This window comes from Lysinibacillus telephonicus (assembly GCF_039654155.1).
GTDB classification, from domain to species: domain Bacteria; phylum Bacillota; class Bacilli; order Bacillales_A; family Planococcaceae; genus Ureibacillus; species Ureibacillus telephonicus.
Map to the genome: position 1 here is coordinate 1,211,205 of NZ_CP155468.1, position 15,734 is coordinate 1,226,938.

A 15,734-nucleotide genomic window follows, 5' to 3' on the forward strand; every position below is an offset into this window, starting at 1 on the left:
TTTTGTCTAAAAGCTAAGAGTTTCTGTACAAAATTAGTTTTTTAAAATGTCCTTATAATGGGCATACAGAAGGTAAGGAGGAAAATTTTGTGGAAGGAATTATTTTAGAATACGCTTGGGTACTAGTAGTGCTCGTTGTATTAGAAGGCCTATTAGCTGCAGATAATGCGGTAGTAATGGCAGTAATGGTAAAGCATTTACCACATGAAAAACAAAAGAAAGCACTATTTTATGGCTTAGTAGGTGCATTTATTTTCCGTTTTGTTGCATTATTCTTAATTACAGTTTTAGTGAATTATTGGCAAATTCAAGCGATCGGTGCCGCATACCTATTATTTATTTCGATTAAGAATATATATGAACAGAAATTTAAAAAGACTGAGGAAGATGATGAATCGCTTGAAGATCAGCCCCAAAAAGGCAAAGGATTTTGGGCGACTGTGTTAAAAGTAGAACTTGCAGATATTGCCTTTGCTGTTGACTCAATGTTAGCGGCGGTTGCAATTGCTGTTACATTACCTGAGATTGGAAATTTCCATATAGGTGGAATTAATGCAGGTCAGTTTGGTGTTATGTTCTTCGGTGGTATTATTGGAATGATTCTAATGCGTTTTGCCGCACAATGGTTTGTAAAAATACTAAACGACTTCCCGGAATTAGAAACAGCAGCATTTTTAATTGTTGGATGGGTAGGAGTGAAGTTAGTCGTTTTAACATTATCTCATGATAGAGTTGGCGTTCTTCCGCATGATTTCCCACATTCAACTACTTGGGAGATTATCTTCTGGGGAGTATTACTTGCAATCGCTCTAGGTGGATATTTCTTTAGTGTTGTGAAAAAGAAAAAACATGTTACAGAACAATAAAGATAAACTAAGAGGGACAGGAAACTGGCCCTCTTTATTTTTATGTCTATTTTCCTTATACTAATAAAAGTTCAATATTTTATATAAAAGAGGCGAGAAGATGACTACCACCAAGACAAGAGGGAAAAGAGTAATAACACCATTTCAACTTCTTGTATCTTATTATTTTATAGCAATCGCTACATCCTTTTTATTGTTAAGAATTCCCGCTGTATATCAAGAAGGGAAAGAAGTATCACTAGTTGATAGTTTATTTACTGCAGTAAGTGCTGTTAGTGTTACTGGATTAACGGTATTTGATATTAATGCAACGTTTACCCCTTTTGGCATTGTTGTATTACTTGTTATTTTACAGCTTGGTGCTATTGGAATTATGTCACTGGGAACTTTTTTATGGATTATTACCGGGAAAAAAATAGGTATGCGAGAAAGACAGCTAATAATGATTGATCATAATCAATACAGCATATCTGGAGTAGTACAATTATTAAAAGAAATTGTTAAAATTCTATTTATGATTGAAGCTGTTGGTGCACTTATTCTTTCAATTCATTTTCATCAATATTTCGAAACATGGGGAAAAGCGATAGAACATGGAGTATTTGCTTCCATATCTGCTACAACAAATGGAGGCTTTGATATAACGGGGGAAAGCTTGAAGCCGTTTCATGGTGATTATTTTGTTCAATTTATCACGATGATACTTATCATGCTTGGGGCAATTGGTTTCCCAGTATTAATTGAAATAAAAAATTTTCTACTTCGAAAAGATCAAGCATTTAGATTTAGCCTATTTACTAAAATAACAACTTCAACCTATGGTATTTTAATGGTAGTTGGAACGGTTGTCATTTTGCTAATAGAATCTTTTCAATCATTTCGCGGGATGCCTTGGCATGAAAAGCTTTTTACTGCCATGTTTCATTCTGTTTCTGCACGATCTGGAGGCTTAACGACCTATGATGTTTCTTCTTTTAGTGAAGCGACAGATATCTTTTTAAGCTTTCTTATGTTTATCGGTTCTTCACCTAGTTCTGTTGGTGGCGGTATACGAACGACTACATTTGCATTAGCTATTTTATTTTTATATAATTTCGCAAATGGAAGAACGGAAATTCAATTGTTTGGTCGAGAAATATACTTAATTGATATTTTTCGTTCATACGTTGTCATTATATTAGCTTTCTTTATGGTCATGATTGCAACAATGATTTTATTAATAACTGAACCATATGCCACAACTACACAAATTATTTTTGAAATTACTTCCGCATTCGGAACATCAGGAATGTCTCTCGGAATTACTAGTGATTTATCTACCGAAGGAAAATTTGTTGTAATGGCATTAATGTTTATCGGACGTGTTGGGTTAATTTCATTTCTATATACACTCGGAGGTAAAGCCGATAAACCTCCATATCGATATCCTAAAGAGCGTGTTATTATTGGGTAAATTAAAAAGTGCCTGAAAATTAAGGGGGTAGATGATGTTTTCTAGTCATCTAACCCCTTTTTTGCGGCTTAAACATTATTTAATCTAACTTGAAGTAATTATTTTATTTCAGTATTTAAAACGGTGAAAAATGTAATTCATTCTATTCAACAAAACCAGCTAATAGATTGTCAATAAAAATCTTTTAAATTAAAAATCGCTTCATGCTATACTAAAAATGCACAACTCAAGTAACCCTCCGAATCTAATTTGGAAGGTTTTTGTTTTATTTTCAAATAATGTTACTAATTAGTTTCTTGGAATGGTGTTTTTGATTTTAACATCGCATAAATCCAGTGTAAAAGCTTATTAGCGCAAGCGATAATAGCTACTCTGTATGGTTTACCTTCTTCGCGTTTCAAGTCGTAGAAGGCTCGTAATCTTTTATTTCGTGCTATAGTTTCGTCAGTTGTTTTCTTTTTACGGCTATCACGAATAGAGCAGCGAACCGCTGTGTAAAGCATACGGCGAAGCCGAGCTGAGCCACGTTTGGTAATATGATTTTTTGTACCTTTAAAGCGTCCTGATTCAAACACACTTGGATCAAGTCCTGCAAAGGCAACTAACTTTTTTGGATGACTAAACCGATCAATTTCACCGATTTCAGAAATAATCGTTGCAGCGATTTTTTCACCTACACCGGGAATTGTTTGGAGTAGTTCATATTCTTCAAGTTGTACCGCTAAATCATCAATCTCTCGTTCTAACGTAGAAAGCTGTTGGTGGTACGCTTGAAGTAAATCTATATACATATTCAGACTGACAAGAAGACTATGATAAAGGGTTGACTGAAATGGATTGCGTTCTCCAGCAGCGATTAATTCCTCTGCTTTTTCATGCGCCCAATCAAATGAACGTGCTTTACAATGCATATTAATAAACTGGGCAATTTCTTCTACACCTGCTTTTAAGACAGACTCGGAGGTAGGGAAGGTTTGTAAAGTTTTTAATGAAATTTCGGCATATAAATTCCCAAAAACTCCTTTGTATTCAGGGAATACTTGATCTAATACTGCTTGGAATTGGAGCTTAGTTTGAATCATAATTCCTGTCATGTTTTCATGTTGCCTTGTCAGATGCCGAAGGTTTAATAACTGAATACCACGTTTCTTCTGAGGTTCTAAATCCTCTTTGTAATATAGTTCACCTAAGTGATAAGCATCAATGGCATCTGTTTTCGTTTTCCGTAAGCTAGAGCTTTTCGCTCGGTAAGATACCAACGGATTTACGATAATCACAATATACTCTCTTGCTTCTAAAAACTGAACAACTGGGGCATGATAATGGCCAGTTGATTCCAAAACCACAGGTGGTTTCATCCCTGTTTGACGCTCTAAATCTAGTAAATAAGAGTGTAACTCTTCTAATCCTTCTACCGTATGTTCAACCTTCACACTGTTTTTATAGGGCATTTTTTTATCCAAGAACATTTGAATCTGACTTTCACCTTTTGCGACATCCAGACCGACAACTGGATTCATTTAAATCTCCTCCTTATGTAGTGAATTGACCGGTAACCTCCATCTATCTTGTCATTCATATCTTCGCTTGTTATACGGGATCGCTATAGTCCCAACCAGCCTAATCATGTGTTAACAAGTAGAGGGCGAACAGTTTTGTGGACGGGATCAAGTCCCACGGGCCAGAACGTTCTACCCCGGCTACTATCAATCTATAAATTGAATAAAAAATAGTCAACCAGATTTCTCTGGCTGACCTTATAATACGATTGGGCCATTTTATGGCATAACACTAAATAAGATATATGGATGTTTATGTTAAAGTTTAAGTGAGATTGTGAAGAAATATACTTAAAGTAATGAATGCTTTAGTAGAACAAGCAAAGACAGTAATCACTATTTTATATTCCAGAATCTGGCGCATTCAGGGAATAAGGGATGCGCTTTTTCCTTTTAAGAGCCATTTTCGTGAATAAGGATTTTTGTAACTAAATTGGACAAACTCACCTAAATATAATTAAGAGTGATGAATTTGAATATAAAGCATTATGAATTTTAACAGTAATTTGATTTGGGTAAAATTTAAAAGGAAACTGGTTGTAAGTACATATATGAGGTGTAATGAATGTCAAATATAAAAATAAAAATTGGAATATTTGTTCTAATGCTATTAGTTTTTACTTTAATAACCTTCACTTATCAATATCAAAAAGAAATTGATTGGACAAAAGAGATATATTTAAATAAATCCAATGTTAATTTTATAGAAAGCCTTCACCAATATGATGCAGATGACTTACAAAATACCTTAGAAAGTTTAAATGAAGTTGAAAGCATGTCTAAAGATGAGGCAATGACTTTAACAGCAAAAGCTAGCAATGAATGGAGTTTATGGGTACAAACATTACATAAGGCAGTTTTAACAGCGGATTATATTGTTCCAAAAGAGGATGAACAATATGGGTATAATGGATATATTGTAGGTTCCGAAAAACAATATCAAATATTGGGTAACTTATTTACTACTAATGGTTTTCGCTTTTATTTTGATTCTTTAGAAAATAAGATAATTGTATTTTGCAAGATAAAAATGCAGAGAATTGCAATGAAAAATACAGAGTGTTGCCACCCAATATTTTTACTGTTTTCTCGACAACGCATTGGCTAAACGGAAGCTCTGTCCCGTATAAGAAATAATATGGGCATGGTGAATCAAACGATCCACCAGAGCTGCCGTTAAACGTGAATCTGAAAAAATACGATTCCACTGACTAAATTCTAAATTTGACGTGATAATCAAACTCTTCTGTTCGTAAAATTCAGAAATGATTTGAAAAAGTAACTCCGCTCCTTCTTTACCAAATGGAAGATAACCCATTTCATCCAATATCATTAAATCAATTTTCTCTAATTTATTTCGAAATTGCTTTAATTTCCCCACATGTAAAGCCTGTTCCAATTCTTCTACTAAATGCGAAACTCGATAAAAACGTACTTCAAAACCTTGCTCACAAGCTTTTCTACCCAGTGCTGAAGCTAAATGTGTTTTACCAGTTCCAGGCGCCCCTACTAGAATTACATTCTCTTTTCTTCGAATAAAATCGAGCTGCACTAGTTCTTCTTTCGATAGATGACTAGGTAAACAAATATCTTTGTGCCATTCGTAGCCCTCTAATGTTTTCGTATCGATAAATCGGGCATTCTTTAAGTTTCTTGCGATCCTTGCTTGTTCCCGACCATCTTGTTCTTTTAATAAAAGTTGGTAAATATATTCTTCAGGTGTTGTAAATGGAACATCATGTATTGCTTCAGCGATATGAGCTAACCGCAATTGCTTACACAATTGTAAAATGGCATTATTCATGACTTGAAGCCTCCATTCCTTTAGGAGATAGCGCATCATAATCAGTCCATTTTACACCGTAAGGATGTTCTTGATCATCGCTATTTTTTCCAATAAGTTCATAAAAATTCTGGTCAATTTCTTTCATATCATGAGTCACTAAAAGAGTGAGTAATTCATTTAGACGCTGTTTCCTTAATGCCAAGGATGGAACTGTTAAATACTCCTTTATACGAGTCGGTAAATAAGGGGTATAACGTGAATGCCCAATAACACGAGGCTTTTTTAACCAATCTTTTAAAATATCTTTCCATGGAATGAAACGTCGTTTCTTCATATAAGGTCTTGCATCTGATAATAAAATTTCTCCCTCATTTGTAATCACTTTGAATGAATCCCAATACGTAATGCAATATAACTGCACATAGTTACGCGCTCTAGGCACATGAATAAAATGCTTGTCTAACTTAAACTCATTATACTTATTAAACTTAATCGGAAACTGCTTAAATACTGGATACGGATCTTCTGGTAATTTTATTAATTGCTTTTGCTCTTGCTGCCATAAATCCTCAATGAGTTCTTCTTTTTCATAATGTGGTCGGTCACGATCTTCCTTCAGTTGTTGCTTTAATTGTTCCGTTAAATCTTCAAAGTCTTTTATGACTGGTGGTAAGCTAAAGAAGTTATATCGTACATAGCCTACTTTATTTTCCACATTTCCTTTTTCATTACCTCTGGATGGATTGCACACTTGCACTTTAAAGCCATAATAGTTTTGGAAATGGCGAAATGCTTCTGTTAATTCAGCTTCTGTATCACCTTTGCGTACTTTTTTGACCGCAGGTGTTAAATTGTCAATTCGAATACTAATTGGCACTCCACCAGCTTGCTTAAACAGCTCTTGTAACCCACCTAGGAAACACTCCAAATTTTCTCCAGGCATCGGTATCGCAAAACCAGTATTACTAGCTGGGAACGTCATAACTAAAACATGAACATCGACAATCTCTCCGTCTTGAACAGCCTCCATTACGCCAAAATCTAGTTGCGCTTCACCTTCTGGATGTTGTAATCGCTCATGCCCTTTACTTACTTCATCATCTTCTGTCGCACGCCATTCTTGAATAAAGTTACAGACCGTTCGATACGATCCTTTAAACCCCATCCTTTTTAAATCCGCAACTATTTTTTTATTTGTTCGACGTAGTTTTTTCTTTAGTTTGAGATCTTCTTCAAGCCAGTCTATAACGATTTCTCCCCATTTTTCTTCGTACATCATCCCTTTTTTAATATGCTTTTTTTCTTGAGGTAACTGATTGCCATCACCATACTTTTTGGCGGTACGCCAATTTACATTCATAGTTTCTGCAATTTTAGAAATAGACAATCCTTTTTCATTTCTTAAAGTTTTGATACAATTAATTTCAGACATTGCTAGCATCCTTTCAAACCTCCACTGGTAAAATTCGACACTTTAACAGTAGAGTGACTTGGGGTGGCTGGCAAGTCTATTTTTTTGCACTAAAAAAGTGCTAGACTCTGTACAAATTCGTTGCACTAGTCTGCACTTTTATTATGCAATACACAAGTATATTATTAATACCAACATGGTTTATTCCAAAAAAGGGTGTAATTCTTTCAGAGGAATTGTGCCTTTTTCAGTTATAGGACTATTTAATTGAATAAAGCTACTTAAACAAAACTAGATGTTTATGTTAAAATTTGGTATATAATTTTGAGAAAATATATTATCAAAGCTGTTTTAGGAAAAATTAAGGGGGTAATTAATTGAGATTTAAAGAATTAAAGGTAGTGGAAATTCCGAAATGGGGAACCTACTTACGTGAGCAATGGCGTGAAAGCTTTGCTAGACATCTTACAAATGCGGAACAAAAATTGATTGGGATGGATGGATTCCTGTGGCATTTATGTAGTTGGGAAAAAGTTAAATGTTTTGAGAAAGATGAAGCGATAGCAGCCTTTAATAAGCAATCAAAATTTAAATGTACTATCTTTTATCAATTTATAGATGAAGCTTATCTTCTTGAAAATGCTAAAACACTTACAGTAGAAGAACTTCCATATGATAAATATGATATGGATTATTGCGACATATATATAATGGATTGGAATTATAAATGGACGTTTATTATTACACATGAAAGTGATCTTGGTCCTTATTTTATTCAGAAATTTTAGGTGATAGTTTTGTTCAAATAAAAGTAAAATCTTATACTCAGCAATCGTACGCGATTCTGTAACAAGAAGTGTGCTTTTCTCCATAAAAAGAGCCATGATTGTGGAGTAACGACTTCCGAAAAAATGATTATTTTTGTTAAAAATAAAAAGATATTGTGAAGAAATATAATTAAAACTGGTTATCAAATGAGTCGTTATTTGATACTAAAAAAAACGTAAGGGTGATTAGATGTTTCGATTTATTCGTTTATTACGGATGAGGGACTTAGAAATAATTGAAGTAGTTCATAATAGTGTTAAAATTTGTTTGCTAATTATTGAAGATAAACGTAGAGCGTTAAATGATTCTGAGAAGCAGTTAACTCCTTATAACTTAATGGACGAAAATGAATTAAAAGATGAAATACATAATGTACTTTATTTATATATACTAACTGGCGAAGAATTAACTAAGCAACAAAATGATAGTATTATTGAATTTGCTGATGATTTATTACACGAGGTAATTCCAACTGCTAAGATTGTTAAACGATTTATAGATAAAAATATGTTCTCCAATTTACCAGTAACTTTACAACTAAAGGATTTCCAGAATATTTTAAGATTTGTACACTCAAGTTTCAAGCTAAATCATATAGAAGAAAGTTTTTATTTATCTCAAGGGTAAAAGTAAAGATTTATTATTCGACTAAAATTCAAACGTAAATTGTCTATTAAATTACGCAACATTCTAGTGAAAAAAAATATGGTAGAATTAAATTCAGTCTAATATCGTCACAATAAAATCATCAAAGTAATCTTCATTGAATTTTGATATTTTCCCAAATCCTCACCAAACCATTTGATTCTGATAATGCAATCCATTCTCATTCAAATCGTGTTCTATCCTCTTCGTTTAGGGTGCGATTCCACAATCTTGAAGCAAACCGAACTCCTTGATCCAGCGTAAGACCCAGGTCAATTAGTTGCTTGCTTTTATAATAAGCAGGCAAACATTTTGCCAATTTATCGGATAATAAATTATAGTAATCTTGTAAAATACTTTTAACTGGAGGTTTTGAATATGGCAAAGGTAGCATTTCTTTTGGCGAGTGGATTTGAAGATTCTGAAATGAAAAATCCATATAACGCCGTAAAAGACGCAGGACATGAGGTAATCGTAGTTGGCTTAGAAAAAGGTGCACAATGCGATGGAAAAAAAGGTACGGTCTCCTACACAGCGGATTTAGGGGCATCGGAAGCAAAGTCAGAAGAATTTGATGCTGTCATTATACCTGGCGGAGGCGCTCCAGAAGCATTACGTGTGAATGAAGAAGTGATTCGTTTTGTGAAGGAAGTAAACGAGCAGGGTAAATTAATTGCAGGAATTTGTCACGGACCTCAAGTCATGATAAGTGCTGATGTATTAAAAGGAAAAGCTGCAACTTGCTACATCGGAATTCGTGATGATGTAAAACTAGCAGGTGCAGACTACCGTGACGAAGAGGTAGTTGTTAGCGAAAATCTTGTAACATCACGTACGCCTGTAGATGAACCAGCGTTTATCCGTGAAATCTTAGCGAAATTAGCATAAATAATTCAAAAAGAGGAAGGGAGCCTTTAATTAAAAGGGGATCCACTTCCTCTTTTTGATTTTGTCAATAAATTAGTTAAGAGAAAACAGTTTTATCATGAAAAATCAGACTTTATTATTACTTCTAATGCTTTTTTTAACACTTCTATATCGCTAGCTGTCAAATTTTGAAGAACCTTATTATTCAACTTAACTGTTGCAGCTTCAACTTCATCTCTGATTTCTTTAGATTTTTGAGTAGCAATCACTAAAACATTTCTACGATTTTTTGGATCTACCGAACGTTCTATTAATTCAGCTTTTTGCATTTTATCTAATATCCCCGAGATAGTAGGGGCTTCTAAATAAATCATTTCTCCAATTTGTTTAGGTGATAATTGCCCTTCTCTCCACAAACAATTCAATACACCGTATTGAGCTGGTGTTATTCCATAGTCCTCTAAAAGCTTGCTGAAATATTTAAAAACTTTATTCTGGCTAGTACTTAGTAAAAAATTCATGCAATCTTTTAATTCCATAGTATCTCCTCCATATTGACATTACCTATAATATCATGTTAGTTTTTGTGATGAAACATTTTTGTCGCAGAAATGTTTTATGTAGAAAAGGAGATGGATATATATGGATACATTCAAGGCTATTATTGTAAAAGAAAAAAATGATCAAGTAATTTATGGTTTGGAAGATGTTAATCTTGACAGTCTTTCTAATGGTGAGGTTTTAATTAAGGTGTCATATTCTTCAATAAACTATAAAGATATGTTGGCTGTTCAAAAAAATGGAGGAGTTATTCGGAATTATCCTATGATCCCCGGAATTGATTTAAGTGGAACCATTGTACATACAACAGATAATCGTTACGCAGAGGGACAGAAAGTAGTTGTTACAGGTTTTGCTATGGGAATGAGCCATACAGGAGGGTTTGCAGAATATGCTAGGGTTTCTGGAGATTGGATTGTTCCTTTACCAGTCAACTTATCCTTAAAAGATGCTATGGTTTTTGGAACAGCAGGGTTTACTGCTGCCCTATCTATCATAGCTTTAGAGGAGAAAGGTATGGATTTAAATAAAAATCCTAAAATTCTAGTTACTGGTTCAACTGGTGGAGTGGGTAGTATAGCTTTACAAATTTTATCCAAAATTGGGTATAAAAATATTGCTGCTTTAGTTCGAAAAGAAAACCAGATAGAAGTAGCAAAATCTTTAGGAGCTACTGATGTCATTTTTGCGGATGAATTAGGAGTACAAAATAAACCGTTAAATAAGCAAAAATTTGACTTTGTCCTAGATACTGTTGGTGGAGAAATTGCTTCTGTATTAATTTCTCAAATTTGCTATGGTGGAAGTATGAGTATGTGTGGGAATGCAGGTGGGATAAAACTAACATCAACAGTGTTGCCGTTTATACTTAGAGGAATTAACCTTTTGGGAATTGATTCTGTAAATGTACCAATTGAAGATCGGGGGTATATTTGGGAGAAAATAGCGAATGAATGGAATATTTCTCAAACAACTCTAATTAGTGAAATTACACTTGAAGAATTACCTCAAACGATTGAGGCCATTAAAAATGGTCACCATTTGGGAAGAACAATTATTAAATATTAAAAACATTCGACCATTTTAAAGAAGTAAACAACACTTATCTTACTTTAATCAATAGGCATACAAAATTTTTGATAAATACAGTTATTTTCACCTTATACCTTTACTGGTATAGGGTGTTTTATTCTGATTATTAAAAAATCTATCTAAATAGGGAGAGATAATTAAAATACATTTGGTAGTTCAGCTTGTTTAATTACATTAAAGCAATTCTATATTAAGAAATCCATGTAATGCGTGTCTTTTCGTATTGGGCCATATTGTAGTTCTAATATTGTAGTTCTAATACATATTTGAAATAACAAAAGGAAAAGGATATGAATGTTGAATAAGAAATGCCAGTATATAGAATTATAATTAAAATAATTAAGGGGTCTTATTAAATGACGATACTCAATTATCTTGGATGTAATTTTAAATTACCCATACGTGAAACAGATAGTGATGATAAAGTTATAATTACTCAGGACTTCACGGATGAAGAAGGTATAGATAATGTAAAAAAGCATTTTTCAACTAAATATGTATATGAGGTTTTTGAGAATGGTGGTTCCGGTATCTGGTTTAATCAAGCTATAAAAGGGAGTATTCAATAAGTAATTTAAGGTCGCAGGAAAGTTTCCTAAGACTTTGCGAGCTTTTAAAACCTTATCTTAAAGAATGGGATTATTGTGAGTTATATATTTGTTGGTCTGGCGACGAAGGTCAAAATAGAAATAGAAAATTAGACCAGACCTTTATTCTTGATAAAACGGACATCAATGACATAGAAATATATGAGAAAACACTATTAATAATAAAAAAATAGTTATTCAATTATAGGGTGCTTTCCTTGAATAAGGAAAGTGCGTTTTTCATTAAAGGACCATATTGTGGAATAAGAGAAGTTATCAGATGGTTCATCTCTGAAGTTTTAATCAAAGGGATTAAATTTGGAGGGAATAGGAAATGGACGCAAAGACACTTTTGTTACAGCAATGGGCAAGCTGCTTAGATGAAGAAGATTGGTTTCCACCACTTGAAAAAGTGCTAGAGGATATTACTCTTGAACAGGCAATTTGGAAGCCAGTTGAGGGAGAAATGAATTCCATTTGGGAACTAGTTTGTCATTTACTTTTCTATGAAAAGAGACTTTTGATGCGATTTCTTGGTGAAACAGCGAATGAACCCCAGGCAGAAGATAATGAATCTACATTTAGATTACCAACTGAGACGTTAGAAAATTGGAAGGAAACAAAACAGGAATACTTTTATGTTCATCGGGAACTCGAAAAAATACTAGCAAAATCAGAACATGAAGATTTATATAGACAAATCCCCGGAGAAAGATCACTAGTGCTTGAACTGAAGAGTTTAGCATTGCATGATGCATATCATATTGGGCAAATTGTTTTCCTAAGTAAAATGCAAGGAGCTTGGGCAGGGAAACGCAGCTTTTAAAAGTTTTATTAGCTTTACAATTATCCCACTATAAGGCGTGTTTTTTTATTAAGAATTGCGTCTTTTTTCATTAAAGGCCAGATCGTTGAACAACATTATTTTATAAAAGCTTCCCAAAAAAGGATACTTTGGGAACCATATAATTACAATTTATGTCTATATTAAAAAATGGAAGTATAATGGAGGCATCATTATGTGGTTAATAATAGGTCTTATTGCAATAGTAGTAACTTTTGTAAATCTTTATATGTATACAGCAGGAAAGGATTATAAGCTTGCTATGGCAATGGGGTTATCATTTACAGCATTAACACTTTGTGCAGAATACAGTCTTGTATCGGAGTGGGTAGAAGTGAAAGATTGGGCAGCTTTAGAGGATGTAGTACCTGGTATGGAAAGGGCATTATGGTTTTTGACAATTGTTTCTATCTTACTAAATATAGCACCTATACTTTTAGAACTAAAAGGTAAGAAATAATTACTTATTAATGTCATATTAGGAAAGTGCCTTTTTCAATATTAAAGGGCTATAATGTTGAATAACATTCTTTTGTGAAATGTGACCAAACGCCGCTTTGGGAGCTTTATTCTAAACAATTAAGCCATTCCAAAACTCAACATTAACCTTTTATTGAGATGTGTTTTATAAATCGATAAACTATTTATAAAAATATTGAATATTTGAAACTGAATAATCATACTTAAAAAAGACAGTTACTATTACTAATAATCTAGGTTGTAAATTAAAGTTTTACAAGGTGGGGCAACAACCAATAATAAAAGCTTGGAGGGATAAAAAATGAAACAATTGGGGACTCTATACTTTTTCTGTGGAAAAATGGGAGCAGGAAAATCAACTAAATCAAAACAATTGGCTATAGAAAAACATGCGGTACTGTTATCTGAGGATGAATGGCTTTCATCTCTTTATCCCAATCAGATTACATCATTTGATGACTATCTAAAATTTTCAGCGCAACTCAAGCCGATGGTGAAAAAGCTTGTCCAAAATATATTAAGTGTCGGTACAGATGTAGTGATGGATTTTCCAGGTAACACTCAAAAACAGCGAAAGTGGTTTTTGGATATAGCGGCAGAGGTCAATGTAAACCATGAACTAATTTTCCTTAATTTAAATAACGAGCAATGCCTACGCCAAATTGCACAAAGGCGTAACGAACAACCCGAAAGAGCAGCTTTTGACACGGAAGCGACGTTTATTCATGTTACTAAATTTTTTGAAGCACCAGAAGCATCAGAGGGTTTAAATATTTTAGAGTTTAGTGGAAAAGAAGAATAAAAAGTCCGACACTGCGTTATTGATCCAGAAGAAAATTCATTAACTAACCGGGTGCTTTAGTAAAAGAAGAAATAATTGATTTTATGACTAACCATTTTCAGTTTTTCCATTAAAGGGAGCAATTTTTGAATAACATAAGTGGAAAATAATCAAACTTTAATAAAAATCTCCTACTAAATTCAAAAGGAGTAACTCCATTTTGATCAATTCTTTTTCAGAATGGAGTTTTTGAAGTGGCTGTTAGATAAGGAATTGAGGGATATTTTTTAATCAATCTTTATTCCAAAGCTATAGTGAAAGGTGATAGTGATAAATGGCTATTTTCCAGAAGAAAATGACTTTCTCAGCATCAGATTCAATATTCTTCGGCTATTTACTTGTAAGCCATTGAACATATTACTTATTCAAAAAAGAAAATAGTAACTCAGTCCTTGAGTGCTTGAGTCACTATTTTTTGTTTACTGGTTATTTCTTTAGTGTATGTTCCTTTCCGTTTAGATCTGTCACAACTAACTGTGTTTCTGAAACATACATATCCTTCGCAAGGACATTTGAAAGCTTGTTCGTCTTTTTATCAAGCAGATTATACTTAAAGACGCCTTTTTTATTAAAGTAATACATTGTGGAGTGATCAAACAACACCGACCTATTTTCTCCGCCCGCCTCGATAGGCATTCCATCGTAACTGTAACTGAATACATCGAAAGTTATAAGCGCATCAAAGCTGAATTCTTTTTTCTTATCACTGCTGCCATCCATCGCTGTCGAATAAAGTATCAGCGTGCTGTCCACAAATCCCGCCGAATCCTGTATAATTCTACGATTTAAATAACTATAATTCTTTTCGGATACATCCGTATATAAAATCCGGTCGTTCCAAATGAACATATTGCGGAAGTTATCGTCACTTGGCTCTTGCATTTTTACCAAGTCTTGACCGTTCGTCTTTATTTTCATTACCCCATAAATAAATGGCACTTCGTCTGCTTCAGCAAATCCCCCACTATGGTAAGGAATGAAAATCTCTCCATTGTAAACAATAATTCGGGTATCTTTATGCAAGTACATGGCGCTGGGGTGATTCCAATCGCTTTTCGGTACATCCTCGTCTTTCAATAACACTTCACGTTTACCGGTTTCAATATTTTCTTTGATAAGTTGACGATAACCGTCTGTGTCCTTCCCAATGAAATATAATGAACCGTCTTGTTCAACGGTTTTCCCTTTCGTACTGACATATGAACGATAGCTGCTGAGCTTCATTTTATCATCTAGTGCCCGCACAAGAAATGCTGAAAACTGCGCACGTGTGACAGAGTCTGTTGGCATAAATTTGCCTTTCGATCCGCCCGCAACGCGCTGTTTTGCGATTCCGTTGATGTCCTGGTACGCCCAGTGTGATGGTGTGACGTCAATGAATGTCGGTTGCTTGTCAAGCGGCATGTTGAATGCGCGGCGTAAGATAGCAGCCATCTGCGCACGTGATGTTTTTTCTCCAGGACGCATAAAGCCATTGTTACCGCGAAGGATTCCTCTTTCATTCACCGTCGCGAGAATTTTGTAGTAAGGTGAATCTTTCGATACGTCCTTGAACTGAATGGATGTATCTTCGTTCAGCGGAATCTTTAGTGCTTTGATGAGCATAGCGGATGCTTGCGCTCGCGTAATCGCCTCATTCGGTTTGAATGTACCGTCAGGATAGCCTCCGATAATATTAAAATCGGATAAATACATGATTTCTTTCTTCGCCCAATGACTATCCACATCGGAAAAATAAGTAGCCGCTTGTGCTTGAAATGGGATTGCGGCGAAAATGAGTAAAATAATCCATACTACCGTTAGTTTATTTTTCAAAACGATAGACCTCCTGTGTATTGCATAATAAAAGTGCAGACTAGTGCAACGAATTTGTACAGAGTCTAGCACTTTTTTAGTGCAAAAAAATAGACTTGC

At 34.2% G+C, this 15,734-nt stretch carries 16 protein-coding genes; 11 read left to right on the forward strand and 5 right to left on the reverse strand.

The window, feature by feature from the left end; translation table 11 throughout:
* Window positions 1–89: 89 nt before the first annotated feature.
* Both MKY04_RS05700 and MKY04_RS05705 read left to right on the forward strand, forming a co-directional pair.
* Complete coding sequence (locus MKY04_RS05700; RefSeq protein WP_346235500.1) at window positions 90–866, forward strand: TerC family protein; 777 nt, start codon at window positions 90–92, stop codon at window positions 864–866.
* A gap of 76 nt (window positions 867–942) precedes the next feature.
* Window positions 943–2,319 carry a TrkH family potassium uptake protein gene (locus MKY04_RS05705; RefSeq protein ID WP_281274642.1) on the forward strand — a complete coding sequence of 459 codons (1,377 nt, stop codon included), beginning with the start codon at window positions 943–945 and terminating at the stop codon, window positions 2,317–2,319.
* 284 nt (window positions 2,320–2,603) lie between these two features.
* Here MKY04_RS05705 and MKY04_RS05710 read toward each other — a convergent pair whose 3' ends face one another.
* Window positions 2,604–3,839 carry an IS110 family transposase gene (locus tag MKY04_RS05710; RefSeq protein ID WP_346234646.1) on the reverse strand — a complete coding sequence of 412 codons (1,236 nt, stop codon included), beginning with the start codon at window positions 3,837–3,839 and terminating at the stop codon, window positions 2,604–2,606.
* A 604-nt stretch (window positions 3,840–4,443) separates the two neighbouring features.
* Here MKY04_RS05710 and MKY04_RS05715 point away from each other — a divergent pair.
* Window positions 4,444–4,986 carry a hypothetical protein gene (locus MKY04_RS05715; RefSeq protein ID WP_346235501.1) on the forward strand — a complete coding sequence of 181 codons (543 nt, stop codon included), beginning with the start codon at window positions 4,444–4,446 and terminating at the stop codon, window positions 4,984–4,986.
* Here the strand turns inward: MKY04_RS05715 and istB are convergent.
* Together istB and istA are read right to left on the reverse strand one after the other, a co-directional pair.
* Window positions 4,957–5,682, reverse strand: coding sequence for an IS21-like element helper ATPase IstB (istB, locus tag MKY04_RS05720; RefSeq protein ID WP_036180664.1), 726 nt, complete (start codon window positions 5,680–5,682; stop codon window positions 4,957–4,959). The genes MKY04_RS05715 and istB overlap by 30 nt on opposite strands.
* Entirely contained in the window at window positions 5,675–7,105 is a 1,431-nt protein-coding gene (gene istA / locus MKY04_RS05725) for an IS21 family transposase (RefSeq protein ID WP_346234451.1), read from the reverse strand. The genes istB and istA overlap by 8 nt, the downstream gene beginning before the upstream one ends.
* A gap of 347 nt (window positions 7,106–7,452) precedes the next feature.
* On the opposite strand from istA, the gene MKY04_RS05730 reads away from it, so the two are divergent.
* The 3 genes from MKY04_RS05730 to MKY04_RS05740 all read left to right on the forward strand — a co-directional run bounded on the left by MKY04_RS05730 (window position 7,453) and on the right by MKY04_RS05740 (window position 9,436).
* Window positions 7,453–7,863: a DUF4275 family protein gene (locus MKY04_RS05730; protein ID WP_126296081.1), complete on the forward strand. Its 411-nt coding sequence runs from the start codon at window positions 7,453–7,455 to the stop codon at window positions 7,861–7,863.
* A 229-nt stretch (window positions 7,864–8,092) separates the two neighbouring features.
* The gene (locus MKY04_RS05735; protein WP_346235502.1) at window positions 8,093–8,530 is read left to right on the forward strand and encodes a hypothetical protein; all 438 of its coding nucleotides are present in this window, start codon (window positions 8,093–8,095) and stop codon (window positions 8,528–8,530) included.
* 396 nt (window positions 8,531–8,926) lie between these two features.
* Window positions 8,927–9,436, forward strand: a complete 510-nt coding sequence (locus tag MKY04_RS05740; protein WP_126295988.1) for a type 1 glutamine amidotransferase domain-containing protein — start codon at window positions 8,927–8,929, stop codon at window positions 9,434–9,436.
* Window positions 9,437–9,531: 95 nt separating this feature from the next.
* Here the strand turns inward: MKY04_RS05740 and MKY04_RS05745 are convergent, their stop codons facing one another.
* On the reverse strand, window positions 9,532–9,954 hold the full coding sequence (locus MKY04_RS05745) for a MarR family winged helix-turn-helix transcriptional regulator (RefSeq protein WP_126295987.1): 423 nt from the start codon (window positions 9,952–9,954) through the stop codon (window positions 9,532–9,534).
* A 103-nt stretch (window positions 9,955–10,057) separates the two neighbouring features.
* Here MKY04_RS05745 and MKY04_RS05750 point away from each other — a divergent pair, with 103 nt between their 5' ends.
* The 5 genes from MKY04_RS05750 (at window position 10,058) to MKY04_RS05770 (ending at window position 13,781) form a co-directional block, all read left to right on the forward strand.
* Entirely contained in the window at window positions 10,058–11,044 is a 987-nt protein-coding gene (locus MKY04_RS05750) for a YhdH/YhfP family quinone oxidoreductase (protein WP_346235503.1), read from the forward strand.
* A 380-nt stretch (window positions 11,045–11,424) separates the two neighbouring features.
* Entirely contained in the window at window positions 11,425–11,637 is a 213-nt protein-coding gene (locus MKY04_RS05755) for a hypothetical protein (protein WP_346235504.1), read from the forward strand.
* Between the two features lie 352 nt (window positions 11,638–11,989).
* On the forward strand, window positions 11,990–12,481 hold the full coding sequence (locus MKY04_RS05760; RefSeq protein ID WP_346235505.1) for a DinB family protein: 492 nt from the start codon (window positions 11,990–11,992) through the stop codon (window positions 12,479–12,481).
* 193 nt (window positions 12,482–12,674) lie between these two features.
* A complete protein-coding gene (locus MKY04_RS05765; RefSeq protein WP_346235506.1) occupies window positions 12,675–12,959 on the forward strand; it encodes a hypothetical protein in 285 nt (94 codons plus the stop codon).
* Between the two features lie 321 nt (window positions 12,960–13,280).
* Window positions 13,281–13,781, forward strand: a complete 501-nt coding sequence (locus MKY04_RS05770) for an ATP-binding protein (RefSeq protein ID WP_346235507.1) — start codon at window positions 13,281–13,283, stop codon at window positions 13,779–13,781.
* A gap of 465 nt (window positions 13,782–14,246) precedes the next feature.
* Here MKY04_RS05770 and MKY04_RS05775 read toward each other — a convergent pair whose 3' ends face one another.
* A complete protein-coding gene (locus MKY04_RS05775; protein ID WP_126295982.1) occupies window positions 14,247–15,635 on the reverse strand; it encodes an S-layer homology domain-containing protein in 1,389 nt (462 codons plus the stop codon).
* Window positions 15,636–15,734: the final 99 nt, after the last annotated feature.

Bases quoted from the DNA above. Each gene is read 5' to 3' on its own strand.
- MKY04_RS05710 (WP_346234646.1), bottom strand. From the start codon at position 3,839: ATGAATCCAGTTGTCGGTCTGGATGTCGCAAAAGGTGAAAGTCAGATT.
- MKY04_RS05715 (WP_346235501.1), top strand. From the start codon at position 4,444: ATGTCAAATATAAAAATAAAAATTGGAATATTTGTTCTAATGCTATTA.
- istB (WP_036180664.1), bottom strand. From the start codon at position 5,682: ATGAATAATGCCATTTTACAATTGTGTAAGCAATTGCGGTTAGCTCAT.
- istA (WP_346234451.1), bottom strand. From the start codon at position 7,105: ATGCTAGCAATGTCTGAAATTAATTGTATCAAAACTTTAAGAAATGAA.
- MKY04_RS05735 (WP_346235502.1), top strand. From the start codon at position 8,093: ATGTTTCGATTTATTCGTTTATTACGGATGAGGGACTTAGAAATAATT.
- MKY04_RS05740 (WP_126295988.1), top strand. From the start codon at position 8,927: ATGGCAAAGGTAGCATTTCTTTTGGCGAGTGGATTTGAAGATTCTGAA.
- MKY04_RS05745 (WP_126295987.1), bottom strand. From the start codon at position 9,954: ATGGAATTAAAAGATTGCATGAATTTTTTACTAAGTACTAGCCAGAAT.
- MKY04_RS05750 (WP_346235503.1), top strand. From the start codon at position 10,058: ATGGATACATTCAAGGCTATTATTGTAAAAGAAAAAAATGATCAAGTA.
- MKY04_RS05755 (WP_346235504.1), top strand. From the start codon at position 11,425: ATGACGATACTCAATTATCTTGGATGTAATTTTAAATTACCCATACGT.
- MKY04_RS05760 (WP_346235505.1), top strand. From the start codon at position 11,990: ATGGACGCAAAGACACTTTTGTTACAGCAATGGGCAAGCTGCTTAGAT.
- MKY04_RS05765 (WP_346235506.1), top strand. From the start codon at position 12,675: ATGTGGTTAATAATAGGTCTTATTGCAATAGTAGTAACTTTTGTAAAT.
- MKY04_RS05770 (WP_346235507.1), top strand. From the start codon at position 13,281: ATGAAACAATTGGGGACTCTATACTTTTTCTGTGGAAAAATGGGAGCA.